This window comes from Cellulomonas sp. T2.31MG-18 (genome assembly GCF_964266755.1).
In the GTDB taxonomy this organism is placed as follows: Bacteria; Actinomycetota; Actinomycetes; order Actinomycetales; family Cellulomonadaceae; genus Cellulomonas.
On the sequence record NZ_CAXWGW010000001.1, the window covers coordinates 1416675 to 1437511 of the forward strand.

Here is a 20837-nt window from a genome sequence, read left to right on the forward strand (position 1 = left end):
GAGACGCACCCCCATGGCCGACTACGAGTTCCTCACCGCTGAGGAGATCCCCGGCTACATCGCCACGTACCCGAGCCTGGCCGGGCGCATCGACGTCGAGCAGATCGCGTCGGTGGACGAGATCGGTGACGGCAACCTCAACCTCGTCTTCCTGGTCAAGGACCAGACCGGCCGGGGCATCGTGCTGAAGCAGGCGCTGCCCTACGTCCGGATGTCCGGCGGCAGCTGGACCATGACCCCCGACCGTGAGCGGCACGAGGTCGAGTCACTGACCGCGCACCGCCGGCTGGTCCCTGACCTCGTCGTCGAGGTCCTGCACGACGACGAGAAGCGGCACATCTTCGCCATGGAGGACCTGTCCGACCACACCGTCTGGCGGCCCGCGCTCAACGCAGGCAAGGTCCACACGGGGGTGGCCGGACGTGTCGGCACCTACATCGGCGCCGTCGCGTTCGGCACGTCGCTGTTCGCCCTCGAGCGTCAGCAGCTGGCCGACGCCCAGGCCGCGGCGATCAACCCGGAGCTGTGCAGCATCACCGAGGACCTCGTGTTCACCGAACCGTCGGTCGACGCCGGCCGGAACTCCGTCCTCCCGGCGAACGAGCCGGACGCGGCGGCGCTGAGCGCCGACACGACGTTCGTCGACGCCATGGGACGCGCGAAGTACTGGTTCATGACGTGCGGCGAGGCGCTGATCCACGGCGACCTGCACACCGGGTCGGTCATGGTGCGCGGCGCGGGCGACGGGTCGCGGGCCGACAGCGTCAAGGTCTTCGACTCCGAGTTCGCCTTCTTCGGGCCGGTCGCGTTCGACATCGGTGCGACGTGGGCCAACTACGTGCTGGCCGCCTCCCGTGCCTATGCGCTCGGCGACGACGCCCGTGCGCAGTGGGCGCTCGGCCTGGTGACGGAGACGTGGACCGGTTTCGAGACCGAGTTCCGGCGGCTGTGGCCGGGACGTCGCGACCCGCGCGTGTGGCGGGACGGGTTCCTCGAGGAGCGTCTGGCGACATGGCAGGCGCAGGCCTGGCTGTTCGCGGCCGCGAAGATGTCCCGGCGGATCGTCGGGTACGCCAAGGTGACGGATGTCGAGACGCTGCCGCCGCACCTGCGCGAGGGCGCGGCGCGTGGAGTGCTGGCGGCGGCGCGGGCCGTGGTCCGCTATGGCGCAGACATGCAGCCCACGACGTTCGCTCAAATCTGCGGCGATGAGCTGGCCACGCACCGGACGGCGGGCTGAGGGTGCTCAAGGGTATCGATCCGCTCGTCACGCCGGACCTGCTCGCCGGCATTGCCCGGGCCGGCCACGGCGACGTCGTGGCGATCGTCGACAGGAACTTCCCAGCGTCCTCCACCGGCGCGCCGGTGGTCGAGCTGCCCGGCGCCGACGTCACCGCTGCCGTGCGGGCGATCTGTGCACTGCTCCCCGTGGACATCGCATTTCAGGCCGCACCGGTCAAGCACATGCTCACCGGTGATGGGGCCCGCGGGCCCGCCGTGGATGACGTTCGCGCGGCGTTGGTCGACGCGGAGGGCCGGGACGTTGGCATGGAGGGGCTCGACCGCTTCGCGTTCTACGACGCTGCGGCAGGCGCAGTACTCGTGGTGCACACGAGCGACGCGCGTCCGTACGCCTGCTTCCTCATCGCTAAGGGCGTCCTCTAGCGCGACATCGGGGCGATACTCGGACGGCGGCGTCAGCGCCCGAACCCTGGCCTTGTCTGCGCACTGGACAAGAAGTGGCCACAAAGGCGGCGCGAGTTGCACCCAGGCAGGTCGAGACAACCCGGCACAGCCCGATACCGTGGTGTAGTCACGCCGAGCGGATCTCGGCCGTGGCCCAGGCCAGAACGCAGACGGTCCGAGACGACGCCCGTCGACTCGATGCACGACGAGACGGGCGATCCGGTCGTCGCGCAACAGGGGGTCAGGGGTTCGAATCCCCTCAGCTCCACCATCACCGCAGGTCAGAGGCCGTTTCTCCGGGCGGAGAGGCGACCTTCTTGCTTGTCCGCGGCCAGAAGGTGGACAGAAATCCGGACGATCTCGCGACGTCTGTGCAGGTCAGAGGCATCTCCGCCTGGGTATGCGCCGGTCGGTGCATGGGGCTCGAGTTGACGTATCAGCAGGTCAGGAGCCCGCGAGACTCGAATCCCCGGACTCCTCTCGAAGGCGACATCGTCACCTCACGGCTGGTGTCCGGGGAAGCGGGTCAGGGTCCCTACACCTAGACCTAGACCTCGCCGGTGATGGCCGCACGCAGCTCGTTCAGCGGGAGTTTGGGGTTGCGCTCCGCATCGACGAGCCCGTTGGTCTCCTGGAGGGTGTCGCTCAGCTGGGTGTAGCAGAATCCGGCCAGGACGGAGCTGGAGCGAACGGCGTCCACGACGTTCCGGAGGTGCTTGGCGAAGTCGTCCGGCGTCGTGGCGGCGGAGTAACCCCAGGCCTCGTCGACGTGGTCGGGATTGAAGGAGATGCCACCGAACTCGGTGAGCATGATCGGCGCATCGTCGACGTTCCCGGACAGCACCAGCGGACGCCCCGCGGGGCCCAGCGTGCCGATCATCGTGTCGACAGCCGCGCGGTCCCGGTATCGCCCCGCGAGGACACCGGCGTCGGCAGCGTAGTCGTGGATCGCCACGATGTCGGTGTCCACCTGCTCCCAGCCGTCGTTGGACACGACGGGGCGCGTCGGGTCGAGCGCCTTGGTCAGGGCGACGAGGGAGCGGGCGAACTGCTGCATCTGCTGGTCGTGGGCGATGTGCTGCACGCCCCAGCTCTCGTTCAGAGGCACCCAGGTGACGATCGAGGGATGGGAGTAGTCCCGCCGGATGATGTCCATCCACTCTCGGACCGTCCGCTCGACCGCGACGGAGGAGTAGGCGAAGCTCGCGGGCGCTTCTCCCCAGACGAGGAGTCCCAGGCGGTCGGCCCAGTACAGGAAGCGCGGGTCCTCGAACTTCTGGTGCACTCGGGTCGCGTTGAAGCCGAGGTCCTTGATGAGCTGCACCTCGGCGCGGAGGGCGGAGGCCGAGGGTGCGGCGAGGTGGCTCTCCGGCCAGTAGCCCTGGCTGAGGACGGACCGCACGAAGCAGGGCCTGTCGTTGAGCATGAAGTGGCCGCGGGCGACCTCGGCGGTGCGGATCCCGAGGTACGAGGAGACGTGGTCGGTCCCGACGTCGATCCGCGCGTCGACCAGGCGGGGATGGCGGGGGGACCAGAGGAGGTCCTCGTAGGCCTGGCCGTTGGTCAGGGCCGGGACCGTGAGCACCAGCCGTACCTCAGCCCGGGTGGTCGTCGTTGATGCCTCCACCAAGGTTGTACCGGCGTGGCTGAGCACGATCCGGACGTCGGTGGGTGACGTCGGTGCCGCGGACAGTTGCAGTTCGGCGGTGATGCTGGCGGTGCGGGGGTCGGTGGACCAGTGCACGGACTCGACCGCGACAGCCGGCACCGCTTCGAGCCAGACCGGCTGCCAGATCCCGCTCGTGCGGTTGTACCAGATGACGTGGGCGTGCTCGCGCCAGTCCTGCTTGCCGCGGGGCTGAGCCACGTCGTCTGGGTCGTCATCGGTGCGAACGACCAGGACGTGCTCGTCGACGTCGTCGAGCGAGTCCGTCACGTCGAACGAGAACGGCGTGTGCCCGCCCTCGTGAGTCCCGACCAGGTGGCCGTCGACCCAGACGCGGCACCGGAAATCGACCGCGCCGAAACGCAGCCTGAGCCTCTCCCCGGACCTGCGCCCGGTCGCCGCGAGGTCGTCGGCGGTCAGGGTGCGTCGGTACCAGGCCACCCGGTGGAAACCGGTGTCCCCGATGCCCGAGGCCGGCGACTCCGGCGGGAACGGCACCACGATCGCGGCGTCGACGGCCGGCCAGCTGTCCCACCAGCGCTCCGTCAGACCCCGGTCGTCGTCGTCGAACGCGAAGCGCCACGGGCCGGACAGGTCGACCCAGTGCGCCCGGAGCAACTGGGGCCGCGGGTGGGTCCCGTCCTGCGCGGAGGCCTGGGGCAGTGTGGGGTCGTCGTCGATCACGCCCGACAGCATGACCCAAAGTTCTAGCGCTGTAAACTCGTGCCCAACTAGGCCGGTGCGCTCTCGCGTACCACGACCTGGTACGGGACGGTCTCGTGGCGCCCCATGCCGTCGTAGCCGTCCACCCGCTCCAGCAGGAGCGTGATGGCCCGCTCGGCGAGGGCTTCCAGGTCGGGGGAGACGGTGGTGAGGCTGGGGAACGTGACGGCGCTGAGCCGGATGTCGTCCCAGCCCGTGACCGCGACGTCGTCAGGGACGCGTATCCCGCGCTCCTGCAGCGCGCGCAGCGCGCCGAGCGCGGCGAGGTCGTCTCGACACACCAGCGCGTCCACCTTGATCCCCGCATCGAGTGCCGCACCGACCGCTCGCACGGCACCGAGGGCCGAGATCTCGTCGGTCGGGATGAGGAGCCCCGGGTCCGGCGTCAGGCCCGCTGCCTCGAGGGCCTGCTGGTACCCGGCGATGCGTTGACGCGACGTCTCGGACAGCCCCGACCGCTCGTGCCCGACGAAGCCGACGCGTCGGCGGCCGTTGCCGAGCACGCCGCGAGTGACATCCTGAGCAGCGGCGACGTTGTCGATCATGACGCGGTCGGTGGTGAGCGGAGCCGCCGTCTCACCCAGGAGCACGATGGGCAGCTCGCTCCGGTGCCGAGCGATCTCGCTCGAACCCATGATGCTGGGCTGGAAGATCATCCCGTCCACGAGGCCGGACTCACCGCTGGCGAGCAGCGCTCGCTCGCCCTCGAGCGTGGCATCCGTCTCCTCGACCAGGACGCGGTACCCGTGTCGCAACGCGACGCGGGAGACGACGCGGGACAGCTCGGCGAAGTAGGGGATCCCGATGTCGGCGAAGGCCAGGGCGATCAGCCCGGTGCGGCCCGTGGCCAGGCGGCGGCCCATCATGTTCGGTCGGTAGTCGAGCTCGTCGATCGCCTTCTGTACCCGCGCGCGCATCCGGTCGGACACGTGCGGGGCGTTGCGCACGACGTTCGAGACGGTCTTCATCGACACGCCGGCGTGCTCCGCCACGTCCTGCAGCCGCACGCGACCCATGGCACCCCCTCGTTGCTGGTGCACGCCACCAGCGCGCGGGCCCAGCGTAACGGGACGCGCCAGGCGGCCGCCTGGGGTGTTGACCCGAACTTTCCAGCGCTGTAAGTTCGGCCGGGCCGAAGGGCCGTGTGCGTCGACGGACCAGATGCCCGTCGTCGCTCGCCACTCACACTCAAAGGAGAGCGCGCATGAGGAAGTCAGTGACCAGAGGAATGGGAGCTGGGCTCGCGGTCGTGGTCGGCCTCGCGCTGGCGGCCTGTTCCGGCTCCGGTTCGGCCAAGGCGCCGGGCGGCGGGGCGGTGACCGGCAACGGCGGGTACAACGGCCCCAAGGTCGAGATCACGTTCTGGCACGGGTGGACGGGCGGCGCCGCGCCGACCCTGGTCCCGCAGATGATCGACAAGTTCAACGCGGCGCACCCCAACATCGTGGTGAAGGCCGTGCCCCAGGAGTGGGGCGACATCGCCTCGAAGCTGCCGCTGGCGATCAAGGCAGGCAAGGGTCCGGACGTGGCGGTGCTGCACGGTGACGACCTGGCGACGTACGCGGCGCAGGGACTGCTGCTGAAGGCGGACGACATCGTCCACACCCTGGGGTACTCGGCCAGTTCCTTCCCGCCCGGGGTGTTCGACAAGGGCAACTACAAGGGTGCGCAGTACGCGGTGCCGTGGAGCGTGACTCCGCTCGGGCTCTACGTGAACAAGACGGTGGCCGCCAAGGGCGGGGTCAACGACGTGCCGACGGACAAGGCGTCCTACGAGGCGGCGCTGAAGTCGCTCAAGTCCGCGGGGGTCCAGGGCGAGTGGGTCGACGGGTACGTGTTCACCGGGACCTTCGAGTTCGAGAGCCTGCTCTGGCAGTTCGGTGGTGACCTGTACAACAAGGACGTCAGCCAGGCCACGTTCAACTCCCCGGCCGGCGTGCAGGCGCTGACGTGGATGAAGAGCTTGATCGACAACGGCTACAGCCCGGCGAACGTCGCCCAGGACGGCAACATCAAGGCGCTCCTTGCCGGCCAGACCGCGTTCAACTGGAACGGCGTGTGGCAGACCACCAACTCCGCGTTCAAGGGGCTGGACTGGACGGCGGCTGCTGTGCCGCAGATCGGCACGCAGAAGGCGGTCTGGTCGAGCTCCACGCACTGGGTGTTCCCCGCCAACAAGGGCCAGGACCCCAACAAGACTGCAGCGGCCGCGACCTTCGTCAAGTGGATGAACGACAACTCGGCCGGCTGGGCGCAGACCGGTGAGCTGCCCGCGGCCAACACGGTCCGCAACGACCCGTCGCTGGTTGCGACGTACCCGAACCTGAAGGCGTTCATCGCCGAGTTGGACTACGCGCACTACGAGACGGTCTCGCCGGGCATCAACGAGGCGAACGCGCTGATCACGACCGCGATCAACGAGGCGCTGACCGGCAAGGCGACGCCTCAGGCGGCGCTGGACGAGGCCAAGCAGAAGGCCGACCAGATCCTGCAGCAGAACCGGTCCAAGTACGGTGCCTGACCGACTCCTCGCGGCGACCGCCGCCCCCCAGCGGACGACCGCTGGGGGGCGCGGTGCCCCGCGGACCGCGACTGCTCGCGCGCGCCGCCGCCGCACGCTGGTGGCGTACCTGTTCCTGGCGCCGTTCCTCGCCCTGTTCGCCACGTTCGTGCTTGCACCTGCTGCCTACGGGCTGTGGATCAGCGTGACGGACTGGAGCCCGTTCCGGGACGTGCAGCACTTCGTCGGCCTGCGCAACTACGCGGACCTGTTCACCGCGGGCTCGCCCTTCCACGACGACTTCTGGCAGTCCATGGGCGCCACGGGCGTCTTCGTGCTCGCCAGCGTGCCGTTCCTGGTCGTGGTGCCGCTGCTCGTGGCCGTGCTGCTGAACCAGCGCATCCGTGGCGGCACCGTGTTCCGCACCATCTTCTTCGCGCCCTACGTGCTCGGCGTCGCCGTGGTGGGCGTGGTCTGGGGCTACGTGCTCGACACCCAGTCCGGCATCCTCAACCACCTCGCCCACGCCGTGGGCATCAGAGCCGACATCCCGTGGACGGTGGACACGCCGTGGGTGTGGGTCGCGCTCGTCGGTGTCACGTTGTGGTGGACGTCCGGCCTGAACACCGTGATCTTCCTGGCCGGCCTGAAGGGCATCAACACCGAGCTGTACGAGGCGGCCGCGCTGGACGGAGCAGGCGCCGTGCGCTCCTTCTTCGCGGTGACGTTGCCGGGTCTGCGCCCGGTGATGCTGTTCATCACCACCACGACGGTGCTCGCCTCGGCGAACATGTTCGGCCAGTCGTACCTGCTGACCAAGGGTGGCCCGGGCAACGCGACGCGCACCGCGATCATGTACATCGCCGACCAGGGCCTCTCGCAGAACAACATGGCCCCCGCTGCCGCCATGAGCTACGTGCTCTTCGCGTTCCTGGCCGTGGTGAGCCTCATCAACTTCCGGCTCCAGCGTGAGCGGCTCGAGAAGGGGCGTGTCCGATGAGTGCCACTGCCGTGAGCGTGTCGAGCGGCCGTACCGGCGCACCCGGACGCGGGGCTCGGCGGGGCCGGGGGCGGTTCACCGCCCGCACGGCTCTGTACGTCGTGCTCGTCCTGCTGGCGGCGCTGATCGTTCTTCCGCTCGTGTGGATGCTGGTGACGTCGTTCAAGACGGACGCCGACGCGATCCGCAACCCGTACTCGCTGCCGAGCCCCTTGTCCGTGGACGCGTACCGGACGCTGTCCGGCGGGCAGCAGCCGATCCTGCTGTGGCTGTGGAACTCGCTCGCCGCGGCGACGATCCAGACGGTTCTCATCGTCGCCACCGCGTCGCTCGGGGCCTATGCCCTGGCGCGGATGGAGTTCGCCGGCAAGAAGGTCGTCTTCGGGCTCATCGTCTCGACCCTGCTGGTGCCGCCCGTCGTATTCCTGATCCCGAACTACCTGATCGTGCAGAACCTGGGATGGCTCGACACCATCTTCGCGATCACCGTGCCGGGTGCAGCCGGGGCCTTCGGCATCTTCTTCCTCCGCCAGTTCTTCGTCGGGCTTCCCGTCGAGATCGAGGAGGCGGCACGGATCGACGGGGCCGGCGACCTGCGCATCTTCCTGCAGGTGGTGCTGCCGCTGGCGCGCCCCGCCCTGGCCACGCTCGCCGTGCTGTCGTTCCTCAACAACTGGAACGACTTCCTGTGGCCGGTCTACGTCCTGCTGTCCCCGGAGCGGATGACCTTGCAGCCGGGCCTCTCCATGCTGCAGGGCGCGTACCGCACCCACTTCGCGATCGTGATGGCGGGCGCGGTGATCGCGTCGGTGCCCGTCCTGCTGCTCTTCGCCATCGCGCAGCGGCAGATCGTGGACTCCGTCACGGGCGCAGCGGTCAAGGGATGAAGCCGCCTCATCGGTTGGTCGCGCTCGGTGTGCTGCTGCTGCTGGCGGTCACCGGCTGTGCCGCGGGCGCCGGGAACGGTTCCCGCACCGCCTCTCCGACGCCGTCCGCGGACAGGTTCGCGCCGGTGATCGACGAGGACTTCCCCGACCCGGACGTCGTCGCGGCTCCTGACGGCTGGCGCGCCTTCGCCACCGGGATGTCCGGCCTGAACGTCCGCATCGCGTCGAGCACCGACCTGAGCACCTGGACGGTGCAGCGGCGCGACGCCCTGCCGACGCTTCCGGCCTGGGCCACGCCCGGCCGCACCTGGGCGCCCGACGTGTCCCGACGCGCGGACGGGACCTGGATCATGTACGTCGCGGCCCAGGATGCCGCGTCCGGCCGGCAGTGCATCGGTGTGGCCACCGGCCCGACGATCGACGGCGACTTCACTCCCGCCGGTGACCGGCCGATCGTGTGCCCGGTCGCCGAGGGTGGCGCCATCGACCCCAGCACGTTCCAGGACACCGACGGGACGCGGTACCTGCTCTGGAAGACGGACGGCAACTGCTGCGGCCAGGACACGTGGATCGAGATCTCCAGGCTGTCCCAGGACGGCCTCTCGCTGGTGGGCCCGGCGACCAGGCTGATCAAGGAGAGCCTGCCGTGGGAGGGGTCCGTGGTGGAGGCACCCGTCCTGGTCCGCCACGACGCGGAGTACGCGCTGTTCTACTCGGCCAACGCCTACGGGGGCGACGCGTATGCCGTCGGGGTGGCGCGCGCCACCTCGCTCCTCGGCCCCTACACCAAGCAGCCGGAGCCCGTGCTCTCGACGGACCTCTCGGGTGGTCGCCTGCACGGTCCAGGCGGGCAGGACGTCGTCGCGACGCCGAACGGTGACGTCCTCTTCTTCCACGCCTGGGACGAGCTGTTCACGTACCGGGCGCTGCATCGGGCGCCCCTGACGTGGCGGCCCGACGGCACGGTCGCGGTCGCGGGTCTGGACCACTGACCGTGCTTCGGATCGGCCGGCCCGCGGCGCCACAGCCGATGGCCGACGACCCGGGGTCAGGAGCTCGCCGCGTCCCGCGTGGGCGGCGCTGATGCCGCCAGGTCGGTCAGCAGCGTGGCCAGGAGGCCGTCCAGAGCTCCGGACACCGGGTCCCGTTCCAGGGTCAACGGCGGGCAGCCGCGGTAGGTCAGCTCGATGACCGACGTCGCCGACAGCCGGTGCGGTGCCACGCTGTTGTCCCGTCCTCCGAGCAGCTCGAAACCACGGACCCGCACCGCCGCGAGCGTGGTCCGGGGCCGGAGCTCGACCGTGGCGGACCACTGCGTGGCGCCGGGCGAGCGCGACCAAGGCGCATCCGTGAGCTCGACGACGGCGACGGTCGACCGCAGGAGCAGCAGGAGCGTGCCGGAGACGACGTCCCTGCCCGGACCGTCCGCCGTGACGAGCGTGGCATGCAGCACTCGCTGGTGCGCGACCGCGTTGAACAGCTGCCACACCACGTCCGACCGCAGCGCACCACCCATGGCCGTCTCGACCTGCGCACCGAGCTCGCCCGCGTCCTGCTCGAGACCCGTCTCCGCCCCGTCCCGCCGTCCGGCTCGGACCTCGTCGTCGGTCCTCACCTTGCCATCCGGCGCGCCGCCACGGGGATGTCCAGCGGCACGCCCGGCAGGACGGAGCCGTGCCGGCGCAGGAGCGCCACCGAACCGCCCGCGCGGTTCTCAAGCCTGTGGCAACGATCCCAGATCGACGGTCCCGGCCGTCGGACTGCGGTGCGCCCGCTAGTGCGACCCGCCCGGCGCCGCCGTGGAGCCGCGCGGCACGATCCGCGCCTCGAGCACGATGTCCGCCGGCGGGGCGTCCGGGTCGGCGATGCGGTCGAGCAGCTGGTCCATCGCCGCCTCGCCCAGCGCGACGGCGTCCTGCGCGATCGCCGTGATGCCGGGCTCGACCATGCTCATCCACTCGGCGTCGTCGAACGAGACGATGCTCAGGTCCTCGGGGATGCGCAGGCCGAGGGCGTGGGCCGCGCGCCACAGGCCCTCCGCCAGGAGGTTGTTCGCGGCGAACATCGCGGTGGGCCGCACCCGCCGGGCCAGCATGTCGACCACCGCCGCGCGGGCGGCCGTCACGTCCGACCCGGCGGCGATGATCAGGCCGCGGTCCACCTCGAGCCCGGCGTCCTCCAACGCGTGGGTGTACCCGGCCATGCGGGCCTCGCCGGTGGTCCACGCCGTCTCGTCGATGAGCAGGCCGATGCTGCGGTGGCCGAGCGACAGCAGGTGCTCCGTGATGCGCCGGGCGACGGTCTCGTTGTCGATGGTGACGGAGTCGCAGGCCTGCGGCAGGAAGTGGCGGTCGACCTCCACCACGGGGATCTGCTGGCTGAGCAGGTACTGCGGCACCGCGGCGGACAGCGGGGTGACGATGACCCCCGCGGCGCGGGTGCCGACGAACGCCTGGGCGGCGCTGAGCTGCTCCTCCTCGAGCCCCTGGTCCGCCACCAGCATCATCGTGTAGCCCCGCGCCCGCGCCTGCGCACCGATGCCGGCCGCGAGGTCCGCGTAGAAGGGGTTGCGGAGGTCGGAGACGAGCACGCCGACCGACCGGCTGACCTGCTTACGCAGGCTGCGGGCCATGGCGTGCGGGACGTAGCCGAGCTGCTCGGCCGCGGCGAGGACCCGTTGGCGGGCAGCCTCGGCGACGTAGCCCTCACCGCTCAGCGCGCGGGACGTGGTCGACTGGGAGAGCCCGGAGGCGAGCGCGACGTCCTTGAGGGTGGCGCGGCGGTTGCGGTTGCCGTTCCGGCCCGCGAGGTCGCTCATCGGGCTCCTCTCCTCCGTATGGCAACGACACCCTACCGCCGAGGCCACCGCGTCGATCGGGGTGGCCGGCGTGAGGGACGCGGGCCACGAGCGTGGGGAACCCGGCGCCCGAACCATCCCGGTTCCGATTGCCGCGGCCCATTCCCTCACTTATAGTGCGACGGTGTGGCAACGATGCCACACCGTCGGTCCCAGTCCTGCTGCACGACGTGGAGCGGACACCGGCGTCGTCCCGAGCGACGGAGGCCTCGACATGGCGCAGGTGAGCACCCGTTCGGCCCCGAAGAAGGAGCGCGCTCCGCGGCCGCCCCGTGGACGCAAGGTGACGTACAACCGCCGCGAGGCGTTGGCGGGCTACCTGTTCATCTCCCCGTGGATCATCGGGTTCCTGATCTTCACGGCCGGCACGATGATCTACAGCCTGATCATCTCGTTCAGCCACTACAACCTGGCGACCAACGTCGCGACGCCGGCGGGTCTCAGCAACTACACCGAACTCTTCGCCGACCGCCGGGTGCGGCTGTCGCTGAGCAACACGCTGTTCTACGCCGTCCTGGCCGTTCCCCTGGAGATCTGCTTCGCGCTGCTGCTGGCCAGCCTGCTGAACCGGATCGTCCGCGGTGCCGGGGTGTTCCGCACGGTCTACTACCTGCCCAAGATGACCCCCGCCGTGGCGACCGCCGCGGTGTTCTTCCTGCTCCTCAACGGCAACACGGGTGCGGTGAACCAGGGGCTGCGGCTGATCGGGATCCACGGGCCGCAGTGGCTGGTCGACCCGAACTGGGTCAAACCGTCCATCGTCCTGATGACCCTCTGGGCGGTCAGCGGCACGATGGTGATCTTCCTGGCGGCGCTCAAGAACGTGCCGCGCGAGCTCTACGAGGTGGCGTCCCTGGACGGTGCCGGTCCCGTGCGGCAGTTCTACAACATCACGCTGCCGATGATCTCCAGCGCGATCTTCTTCAACGTGATCGTGCTGTCGATCGCGGCGTTCCAGGTGTTCGACCAGGCTTACCTGCTGTTCTGGCGGGATCAGAACAACGCCTCCCCGGAGGCCTCGCTGTTCTACGCCGTGTACCTGTTCCAGCAGGCCTTCCGCCAGTTCAACTTCGGCTTCGCGGCCGCGATGGCGTGGCTCCTGTTCGTCATCATCATGATCATCACGTCGATCCAGGTGCGGTTCGGCAACCGCTTCGTCTACTACGAGGGGAACAAGTGATGGCGGGCCACGCAGCACCGACGACCGTCACGGCCGCACGGGGTCGCAGCAGCGATCCGACGAGCCCTCCGACCGCGCTGGAGGCCCGGCGCCCCCGGCGGTGGACCCTGGGCAGGACGGTGGCGTTCATCGTCTCGATCGGGTTCGGGGTGCTGTTCATGTACCCGTTCGCCTGGCTGCTGGCCGCGAGCCTCAAGGGCCGGGGGCAGGTGTTCGACAACTCGCTGTGGCCGTCCCCGGCGCACTGGTCGAACTACGTCGAGGTGTGGACCCAGCTTCCGCTGGTGCACTGGCTCTTCAACAGCCTGTCGATCGCCCTGCTGGCAGCGACGACGGTCGCGATCTCCAGCTCTGTCGTGGCGTTCGGCTTCGCCTACTTCCGGTTCCCCGGTCGCGGCTTCCTGTTCGGGCTGGTGCTCGCCACGATGATGCTTCCGGGCGCGGTCACCATGGTGCCGACGTACCTGATCTGGAAGTACACAGGATTTCTGGGCACGTGGGTGCCGCTGTTCGGGATGAACCTTTTCGGCTCGGCCTTCTACATCTTCCTGCAGCGCCAGTTCTTCCTCGGCCTGCCGCGCGAGCTGTTCGAGGCGGCGCGGATCGACGGCGCCAGCTACTGGGGCCTGTTCTGGCGGATCGCGATGCCGTTGTCGATCCCGTCGTTCATCATCATCTTCCTGTTCGAGTTCCAGGCGAGCTGGAACAACCTGCAGGCGGCGCTGATCTACCTCAACGCCGGGCAGGTGTCGCAGTTCACCGCCCCGCTGGGCATCGCCTACGCGATGACCCGCTACAGCCCGACCAACGGCGGCCAGGGCGACTACCAGTTCGTCATGGTGGCGGCGCTGCTGGTGACGCTGCCGATGCTCGCGCTCTTCGCCTTTGGTCAGCGGTACTTCATCGAGGGAGTCGCCACGCAGGGGCGGAAGGGCTGAAGCCGGGCCGGACGGTCACGGGCGGCGCCGGAGGACGACGTCGGCGACCCCGTGACCGTCCACCCGCACGGTCCCACCGCCGGCCACGCCGGCACCCGTCCACCGGACGGTTGCCTCCACCGGGTCCGGGCCGAGCGCGCGCAGCCGCACGCGGACCGCGTCCCCGGCCACGGGCCTGACCTCGGCGAGCAGCCGGTCGGCGGGCTCCACCTGCAGCCCGGAGGGCCCGTCCAGGACCACGGGGCCGTCGTACGCGCGCGCCTGCAGCGGCTCGAGCGCTTCGTGCCCGAACCGGGCGACCTGCTCCCGGGTCACCCGCGTCGCGGTCGGCACCAGGCGGTAGCGGTACCGGCGGGTGCCCTCCTGCCGCGCCTGGAAGTTGGTGAAGTGCAGGTTGTTCATCAACCAGCTGTTCAGATGACCCGCGGTCGCATCCAGCGTCGTCGCCCACAGCCCGGTCCGGAAGCCGCCCAGCTGCACCAGCGGAGCGTCGAGGCTCACCCACAGGAACCCGCCGTGCTCCCCGTTGACCCCCACGGCGTGCTGGATGGAGTACCAGTCCTTGCTGGTGTCCGGCAGCTGCTCCGTGTCCGCGGCGAACACCGCCCCCGCCGTCTCGAGCAGCACCTCAGGATGCTGCGCGAGGAACGGGAACGCGACGAAGATGCTCTCCGGCCCGAACCGCTCCGGCTTTGCGAGGTCCACCTCGAGGTCGATCGCGTCGACGTCCTCGTACAGCGTCAGGGTCGTGGTCGCCGGCGGCAGGCCGGCGGGTTCGCTGCGCCAGCGCAGCTGCCGCAGGCCCGGCGCCTCGAGAACCTCCGGCACCCCGGTCGCGGGCGCGGTGGACTGCCGGAAGGGCGGCCCGGGATCCTCGGGGTGGAACGCCTTGGGGTCGTCCGTCATCGGGTGGACGCTCCCGGGGACCACCTCCTCGACCACCACCGCGCCGAGCCCGTGCACGGCGGCCGGGTCGACCAGCTCGCGCCCGTCCCGCCGGTCGACGATCGACACGACGCCACCCGCGGCCGCGTCGAACCGCACGGTGAACGAGCCGTAGGTGATCGCGTCCGCGTGCCCGCCGGGCACTGGCTGGGGCGGGAGGGGGACGAGGGTCGTGCCGAACGCGGGCACGGCGACCACCGTGCGGGTGCGCCTGCGGCCGTCCACCTCGACCTCGACGGGCTCGTGCCGCGGCGACGCCGTCGGGTTCACCACGGCCAGCGCCCGCTCGGCGGCGCGCGCGTCGCCCGGGCCGCTGGCCAGCAGCCGGAAGAAGCCCTCGACGGCCAGGTCCCGGGCCTCGTCGAAGGCCGTGTACGCGAAGCCCGCCTTGGCGTTCCACGCGGAGTGGCTGAAGGTCGAGAACGGCTTGGAGTAGGACTCCCACGAGCCCCACGTGTGCTCGGTGAACAGCAGGAGCTGCTCCTCGACGGCCGCCAGGTCGCGGAGCACCTCGTCGTCCCCGCGCAGCCGGTACGGACCCCGTCGGTAGCCGACCACCTCGGCCAGGGCGGGGCTGCCGTCGCCGCGGAGCCGCGTCAGCCCCAGCGTCGTCCCCGCCGCGCGCGCGAAGGAGCGCGCCTCCCGGTAGACGGCGACCTCGCGCGCCGTCGAGCCGTGGCCGTGGCTCCACCAGTCCGACCACTCCCCGCGGATCACGGGCAGCTCGCCGGTCGCGCCCGCCAGGAGCCGGTCCAGGGCGTCGTCGATCGTGGCGGTCCGCATGGGCCGCTCGGGGTGCCGACGGTTCCAGTCCCGGACGACGTCGAGGAAGCGCGCCGTGGGCCACCGGTTGTCGTTGCCGGCGTGGACGACGGCCACGTCGAACGGGTACGACGGGCGGGCCTCGAGCGCGGCGACGAACTGCGAGATGTGGCGCTCGGCGGCCTCGGTGTCGCCGTCGACGATCCCCCACTCCTCCCCGACGCCGTAGTGCGTCGAGAGCCAGACGAACACCCGCTGGCCGGACACGCCCTCCCACCAGAAGCCGGACGGCTGCACCAGGGGAGGGCGGCCGTGGTCGGGGTTCAGCGCCATGACGAGCCGGTCCAGGCCGGCACGTCGCATCGCCTCGACGGTGCCCCAGGCGATGCCGTTGATGTCGCCGTGCTGCTCGGTCCGCACCGGGAGGCCGACGGCCCGGAACGCGTCGACCGCCTCGTAGCCCGCCTCCAGCTCGGCGGTGGAGGGGAGCTGCGTCATGTTGAGGTAGCCGCCGGTGACGGAGATGCGGCCCTCGGCGACGCGGGCGCGCAGCCGTGCGACGTCCGGCTCGGGCGCCTCCTGCAGGAAGCGCAGCACCGGGCGGGCGACCTCGAAGGTCCACCGCAGCTGGTCGGGCCCGGGCGTCCCGTCCCGGTCGCAGAGGTCGAGCACCCGACGGACCATGTCCTTGTGGGCTCGGTCCACGATGCGTGGGCTGTTGGTGTAGCCCACGTCGTGGTGCGTGTGACCGAGTAGCAGAACCTGGCGAATCCGGCTCATGACACCTCACTGTGTGGGATCGTCGCCACACGATCGTAGAGTGTCGCCGCAGGGGTCCCGGGTCACATTTCGGTTGCGGAACGCCTGCTCGACAGGTGCGCACGAGGCTCTTGTGCGAGCCTGCCTCTGCTGGTTACCTTCCCATGTGGAAAGGTTTCCAGATCTGGGGAGCTTCCCGATGTCCGGCGACGGGGCCGGCCATCCCGCCCGAAGGGAACAGCATGAAGAAGATCCGCAAGTCCATGGTCGCGATGGGCACCGTGCCGCTCCTCGTGCTCCTGGCCGCCTGCTCGACCGGCGGCGCCAGCGGCAAGGCATCCTCCAGCGCGGCACCCTCGTTCGGCACGAGCCCCTCCGGGACGCTCAACGCATGGGCGTTCGACAACGCGGACGACGTCGGCAAGGCGCGCATCGACTACGCGGCCAGCCAGCTGTCCGGCGTGACGATCAAGCTCGACGCCACGGCGTTCGACGCGCAGAAGTTCACCACCCGGCTGGCCAGCGGTGACGTCCCCGACGTGGTGCAGATGGACCGCCGGTACGTCGGCACCTATGCCGCGCAGGGCCTGATCATGCCGCTCGACCAGTGCTTCGCGGCGTACCAGGTGAACCCCGACAAGGCTTGGTACCCCTACGTGGTCGACGACGTCCGGCTCAAGGGCCACGTCTGGGCGGTGCCGCAGTTCTACCAGCCGCCGGCGATCATCCTGAACAAGACCGTGATGGACGCCGCGGGGGTCAGCAACGACCAGATCGACACGTCCAAGCTGGACACCCTGATCCCGGCGATCCAGAAGATGTACAAGACCAACGGCGACGTCCCGGCCACCCTCGGCTTCGACCCGCAGCCCACAGGCCAGGCCCCGCTCTGGGTGCTCGGCATGGGCGGCAAGCTCACCGACGCCGACGGCAAGCCGACGCTGGACGACGCGGCGAACGTGAAGGCACTGGACGATCTGAAGAAGATCCTCGACGCGCAGGGCGGCTACGCGAAGTACAAGAGCTTCGCCGACGCCTTCGACTTCTTCGGCGCCAAGAACCAGTTCGTGTCCAAGCAGGTCGGCGCCCAGGTCGACGCGCAGTGGTACCCGAATGTGCTGTCGCCGTACCTGAACCAGGTGACGCTGCAGGCGGTGCCCTTCAAGGGCGCTGACGGCCAGCCGTTCACCGTCGCGGGCGGCACCAGCTTCGTGATCCCCACCGGTGCCAAGAACCCCGACGCCGCGTGCAAGTGGGCGCTGCAGCTGACCACCACGAAGGCGTGGATCGCCGCCGAGGAGGCGCGCGTGAAGACGCTGGCGGCCAAGGGCGGCATCAACACCGGTCTGTTCACCGGCTCTCCCGAGGCGGACCAGCAGATCCGCTCGCAGTACGTGAAGCCGTCCGGCAACAAGGACTTCGACCAGGTCATCCAGACCTACTACGACGTCCTCGCCCACGGGAAGTCGTTCGGCGCTTCCCCGGTGGGGCAGCAGATCGCCACGGAGCTGTCCAACGCCGTGACTGCGGCTCTGCTCGGCAACAAGACGTCGAAGAACGCACTCGCCGATGCGCAGCAGACGGTGATGCAGGCCTACAACAACCTCGGCGGCAAGTAGCGGGCAGCGGCCGATCAGGCTGTGCGACGCGGGGCGGGTCCTTCCGGGGCCCGCCCCGCGTCGTCGTTCGTGCCGCGGGTGCGGTCCGGGCGAGGCGTGGAACACCTGCCGTCACCGTCGCTCCCCCGGGACCGCCACGGCAGCGGTCAGTGCCGCCGCCGTGGCCGGTCGCCGCTCCGGCGGCTCCCGCTTATGGTGCAGAGAAGTGGGCGGACGACCCTGAGCGACCTCGCGGGAGGTGCGTCATGGAGGTGAGCATCGAGTTCGGTCTGGACGCGCCGGGTGCGCTGATCGTGGTGCGGGGCGTGCTCGACGTGACCACGGTGACCGAGTTCCGGGAGACGCTGCAGTCGCTGCTGGACAGTGCCGGCCCGCAGGCCCTGGTCGACGTGACCGAGCTCCGGCTGGCCGACGACCCCGCCCGGGCGGCCCTGCGGCACCTCGAGCGCCAGTTCCGGGAGTTCGGTGGCGCTCTCCGCGGGGCGGTGGAGGAGGCGCAGGCAGAGGCCGGCGAGGGGGCACCGGCCCCGTAGGCGGCACCCGCCTCAGCGCCGCAGCGCGTCCACCTGCTCCGGCGTGAGCAGCCGGTGGGGACGGTCGGCGAGCACGAAGTGCAGCCTCGCGGCCGCCTCGAGCTCCTCCGCCAGGTCCGTCGCGGCGTCCAACGTGGGCCCCGCCACCACGGACCCGTGGTTGGCCAGCAGCACGACGGTGTGCTCCCCGGCCAGCGCCGCCACGCCCTGCGCGAGCTCGGCGCTGCCGGGCGGCGCGTACGGCGCGACGGGCAGCGCACCGAGGCGCATCACCTGGTACGGCGTGAGCGCGGGCAGCGGTCCGGTGGCCGGGGGCGGCGCCGTGGCGTCGAGGCAGCTGGCCGCGACGGCGTAGGGGGAGTGCAGGTGCACCACCGCCGTCAGCTCCGGCCGGGCGGCCAGGAAGGCGCGGTGCAGCGGCAGCTCCTTCGACGGCCGGCCGCCGCTGCGCACCTCGCCGTCCTCGAGCACCGTGACCGCCTCGGGGGTGAGGCGGCTGAGGCTGGACCCGGTGGGCGTGACGAGCAGCCGCGTGCCGACGCGCAGGCTGACGTTCCCGGAGCCGCCCGGCGAGAGGCCCTGGGTGGCGAGGTGCCGGCAGGCGGCGACGAGCGCGTCGAGCGCCCGCGTCAGGTCGTGGTCCGAGGTGCTCATGGGCAGGTGCTCCACGCGGTGCTGAACAGGTCGGCGTCCCCGAAGTTGCCGGACTTGAGGAGCAGCGCCAGCGGGGGGCCGTCCTCGCTCACGGTCCACGGCACCCCGGGGGCGGCGGCAGCGCCGACCTGCAGGGTGCGGACGCCCAACGCGCGGACGACGGCTCCTGACGTCTCGCCGCCCGCGACGAGCAGGCGCCGCACGCCGAGCGAGTCGACGGCCCGTCGGGCGACGTGCCCCGTCCACGACTCGAGCAGGTCGCTGGCCGCCGCACCGAGCCGGCGCTGGACGTCGCGCACCCGGTCCGGCGCGGCCGACGAGGTCACCAGGACGGGGCCCGCAGGCTCGCGGGCGAGCGCGTCGGCGATCCGGGCGAGCACCCGGTCCACCGCCGCGGGCCCGTCCTGCGCCAAGGCGACGGGGTCCAGCTCCACGTGCACGCCAGCGAAGTCCTCGACCTGGGCCAGCGTCGCGGCCGAGCAGCTGCCGGAGAGGATGAGCCGGCTGCCGGCGGGCACCGTGCGGGTGCGACGGGTCACCCCGCGACGAGCCCGGTCCCCGGGTGCGCCGGCGTGGCTGCGGGCGAGCGCGGCGGCCAGACCGGCCGCCCCGGACAGCAGCAACGGGCGTTCGCCCGGCACCGACCGGAGGGCGCCGGCCAGCACGTCGAGGTCCTGGTCGCGCAGCGCGTCGGCGAGAACCAGCGTGCGGCGGCCCGCGGCCAGCTCGGTCAGTGCGCGCACCGCGGCAGCCGGGCCGTCGACCAGCCTCTGCCAGGGCAGCAGCCGCACGGCCGAGGTGGTCTGCGGCGTGAGCACCCGCACCAGGTCCGCGTCACGCATCGGGGTGAGCGGGTGGTCCCTGAGCGGCGACTCCGACAGCAGCCGGTCGCCGACGAAGAGGTGGCCGAGGTACTGCGTGCGGCCGGAGCGCGGGGTCGCGGGCGTGCCGACGCCGGCAGCCGTCGCGCTGCCGGTCCGGGAGGCCAGGAGGTCGAGCAACGCGTCGGCGACGGGCCCGATGGTGCCCTCCGGCGTGGAGTCGAAGGTCGAGCAGTACTTCTGGTAGAGCCGCTCGGCACCCGCGTCGAGCAGCCAGCGAGCGGCGTCGACCGACTCCGCCACCGCCTGGTCCACCGGCGCGGTCCTCGTCTTGAGCGCCACCGCGAGGCAGTCGGTGGCCGGCGCGGCCTGGTCCGCCGCAGGGACGCCGACCACGACGGACGCCGTCGCACCGGCGTCCGCCACCGCGTCCGCCAGGTCGCACGCGCCGGTCAGGTCGTCGGCGACGACGCCGAGGAACGGGCCGCTCATCGGGCCCGCGCGCCGTCCCCGGCCGACCCGGTGCGGGCCACGACGACCTCCGGGCACCGGTCCCGCAGCATGGCGAGCTGCTCGGCGGAGGCGCCGTCGTCGACGACGACCGTCCGGACGTCCTCGAGCCGGCAGAACCGGATCGGCGCGCGCACGTCGAGCTTGCGGTGGTCCACCAGGAGGACGACCGCGGCGGCCGAGGCGCGCATCGCCCGCTTCACCTCCGCGTCGGCCGCCTTGGCCGAGTAGACGCCGTCCGGCCCCACCCCCGTGGCGGACAGCACGGCGACGTCGACCGCGAGGTCCGCCAGCGCGGCGCGTGTGTGCTCGCCGGTGAACGACCGCGTCTCGCGGTGGAAGACGCCGCCCAGGCCGAGGACCTCGAGGTCCTCGCGCTCGCTGCACGCGGTGAGCACCGGCACGGAGTGGCTGACCACCGTGAGGCCGCCGGGCAGCACGCGGGCGAGCGCGGCGACCGTGGTGCCGGCGTCGAGCGCGACGACCGCCGCTCCGGCCAGCAGCGGCACCGCGGCGCGCGCGACGGCCTCCTTCTCGCGCTCCGCGAGACCGCGGCGCTCGCTGTAGGGGAGGGCGGCCGCGCTCGCGCCGCCGAGCACCCGGCGCGCGAGACCGTCCGCTGCCAGGGCGTGCAGGTCGCGGCGGATCGTCATCTCGGACACGCCGAACTCGCTCGCGGCGGCGGCGCTGGAGACGTAGCCGGTGTCGGTGATGCGCCGCAGCAGCTCCTCGCGTCGCCGGGGCGCGGCGGTGTAGCGCACGGCGCCATTGAACGGCGGCCCGGGCGGGATGTCAAC

Annotated in this window: 18 protein-coding genes; 10 read left to right on the forward strand and 8 right to left on the reverse strand. The window is 71.2% G+C overall.

All coding sequences use genetic code 11. From position 1 onward, the window contains the following. Positions 1-13 precede the first annotated feature (13 nt). Both mtnK and ACFQTY_RS06620 read left to right on the forward strand, forming a co-directional pair. Complete coding sequence (mtnK, locus tag ACFQTY_RS06615; protein ID WP_378098652.1) at positions 14-1240, forward strand: S-methyl-5-thioribose kinase; 1227 nt, start codon at positions 14-16, stop codon at positions 1238-1240. Positions 1241-1242: 2 nt separating this feature from the next. Beyond that, positions 1243-1665, forward strand: coding sequence for an RbsD/FucU family protein (locus ACFQTY_RS06620; RefSeq protein ID WP_291758990.1), 423 nt, complete (start codon positions 1243-1245; stop codon positions 1663-1665). Between the two features lie 568 nt (positions 1666-2233). On the opposite strand, the gene ACFQTY_RS06625 is transcribed toward ACFQTY_RS06620, so the two are convergent. Together ACFQTY_RS06625 and ACFQTY_RS06630 are read right to left on the reverse strand one after the other, a co-directional pair. Next, entirely contained in the window at positions 2234-4036 is a 1803-nt protein-coding gene (locus ACFQTY_RS06625; protein WP_366246773.1) for a glycoside hydrolase family 2 protein, read from the reverse strand. A gap of 47 nt (positions 4037-4083) precedes the next feature. Continuing rightward, positions 4084-5091: a LacI family DNA-binding transcriptional regulator gene (locus ACFQTY_RS06630; protein WP_291758984.1), complete on the reverse strand. Its 1008-nt coding sequence runs from the start codon at positions 5089-5091 to the stop codon at positions 4084-4086. A 188-nt stretch (positions 5092-5279) separates the two neighbouring features. Here ACFQTY_RS06630 and ACFQTY_RS06635 point away from each other — a divergent pair, with 188 nt between their 5' ends. The 4 genes from ACFQTY_RS06635 to ACFQTY_RS06650 are packed head-to-tail and all read left to right on the forward strand — an operon-like array spanning position 5280 to position 9454. After that, a complete protein-coding gene (locus ACFQTY_RS06635; protein WP_291758982.1) occupies positions 5280-6596 on the forward strand; it encodes an ABC transporter substrate-binding protein in 1317 nt (438 codons plus the stop codon). Further along, entirely contained in the window at positions 6589-7575 is a 987-nt protein-coding gene (locus tag ACFQTY_RS06640; RefSeq protein WP_291758979.1) for a carbohydrate ABC transporter permease, read from the forward strand. The genes ACFQTY_RS06635 and ACFQTY_RS06640 overlap by 8 nt, the downstream gene beginning before the upstream one ends. Beyond that, entirely contained in the window at positions 7572-8462 is an 891-nt protein-coding gene (locus ACFQTY_RS06645; RefSeq protein WP_378098656.1) for a carbohydrate ABC transporter permease, read from the forward strand. Before ACFQTY_RS06640 ends, ACFQTY_RS06645 begins: the two co-directional genes overlap by 4 nt. Next, positions 8459-9454, forward strand: coding sequence for a glycoside hydrolase family 43 protein (locus ACFQTY_RS06650; RefSeq protein ID WP_378098658.1), 996 nt, complete (start codon positions 8459-8461; stop codon positions 9452-9454). The genes ACFQTY_RS06645 and ACFQTY_RS06650 overlap by 4 nt, the downstream gene beginning before the upstream one ends. 56 nt (positions 9455-9510) lie before the next feature. On the opposite strand, the gene ACFQTY_RS06655 is transcribed toward ACFQTY_RS06650, so the two are convergent. Further along, positions 9511-10077, reverse strand: coding sequence for a hypothetical protein (locus ACFQTY_RS06655; RefSeq protein WP_378098660.1), 567 nt, complete (start codon positions 10075-10077; stop codon positions 9511-9513). Between the two features lie 159 nt (positions 10078-10236). Next, positions 10237-11280, reverse strand: a complete 1044-nt coding sequence (locus ACFQTY_RS06660) for a LacI family DNA-binding transcriptional regulator (RefSeq protein WP_378098662.1) — start codon at positions 11278-11280, stop codon at positions 10237-10239. Positions 11281-11533: 253 nt separating this feature from the next. Here ACFQTY_RS06660 and ACFQTY_RS06665 point away from each other — a divergent pair, with 253 nt between their 5' ends. Together ACFQTY_RS06665 and ACFQTY_RS06670 are read left to right on the forward strand one after the other, a co-directional pair. Next, complete coding sequence (locus ACFQTY_RS06665) at positions 11534-12499, forward strand: carbohydrate ABC transporter permease (protein ID WP_378098664.1); 966 nt, start codon at positions 11534-11536, stop codon at positions 12497-12499. Further along, complete coding sequence (locus ACFQTY_RS06670; protein WP_378098666.1) at positions 12499-13437, forward strand: carbohydrate ABC transporter permease; 939 nt, start codon at positions 12499-12501, stop codon at positions 13435-13437. The genes ACFQTY_RS06665 and ACFQTY_RS06670 overlap by 1 nt, the downstream gene beginning before the upstream one ends. A 15-nt stretch (positions 13438-13452) precedes the next feature. Here ACFQTY_RS06670 and ACFQTY_RS06675 read toward each other — a convergent pair whose 3' ends face one another. Continuing rightward, entirely contained in the window at positions 13453-15924 is a 2472-nt protein-coding gene (locus ACFQTY_RS06675; RefSeq protein ID WP_378098668.1) for a hypothetical protein, read from the reverse strand. 221 nt (positions 15925-16145) lie between these two features. Between ACFQTY_RS06675 and ACFQTY_RS06680 the strand changes: the two genes are divergently transcribed. Continuing rightward, positions 16146-17522 carry an ABC transporter substrate-binding protein gene (locus ACFQTY_RS06680; RefSeq protein WP_378098670.1) on the forward strand — a complete coding sequence of 459 codons (1377 nt, stop codon included), beginning with the start codon at positions 16146-16148 and terminating at the stop codon, positions 17520-17522. A gap of 245 nt (positions 17523-17767) precedes the next feature. After that, entirely contained in the window at positions 17768-18055 is a 288-nt protein-coding gene (locus ACFQTY_RS06685; protein WP_291758959.1) for an STAS domain-containing protein, read from the forward strand. A 12-nt stretch (positions 18056-18067) separates the two neighbouring features. Here ACFQTY_RS06685 and ACFQTY_RS06690 read toward each other — a convergent pair whose 3' ends face one another. The 3 genes from ACFQTY_RS06690 to ACFQTY_RS06700 are packed head-to-tail and all read right to left on the reverse strand — an operon-like array spanning position 18068 to position 20801. Then, positions 18068-18709: a class II aldolase/adducin family protein gene (locus tag ACFQTY_RS06690; protein WP_291758957.1), complete on the reverse strand. Its 642-nt coding sequence runs from the start codon at positions 18707-18709 to the stop codon at positions 18068-18070. Continuing rightward, positions 18706-20022 (reverse strand): 3-oxo-tetronate kinase, encoded by a 1317-nt coding sequence (gene otnK / locus ACFQTY_RS06695; RefSeq protein WP_291758955.1) that lies wholly within the window; start codon positions 20020-20022, stop codon positions 18706-18708. The genes ACFQTY_RS06690 and otnK overlap by 4 nt, the downstream gene beginning before the upstream one ends. Beyond that, a complete protein-coding gene (locus ACFQTY_RS06700) occupies positions 20019-20801 on the reverse strand; it encodes a DeoR/GlpR family DNA-binding transcription regulator (RefSeq protein WP_291758952.1) in 783 nt (260 codons plus the stop codon). The genes otnK and ACFQTY_RS06700 overlap by 4 nt, the downstream gene beginning before the upstream one ends. Positions 20802-20837 lie beyond the last annotated feature (36 nt).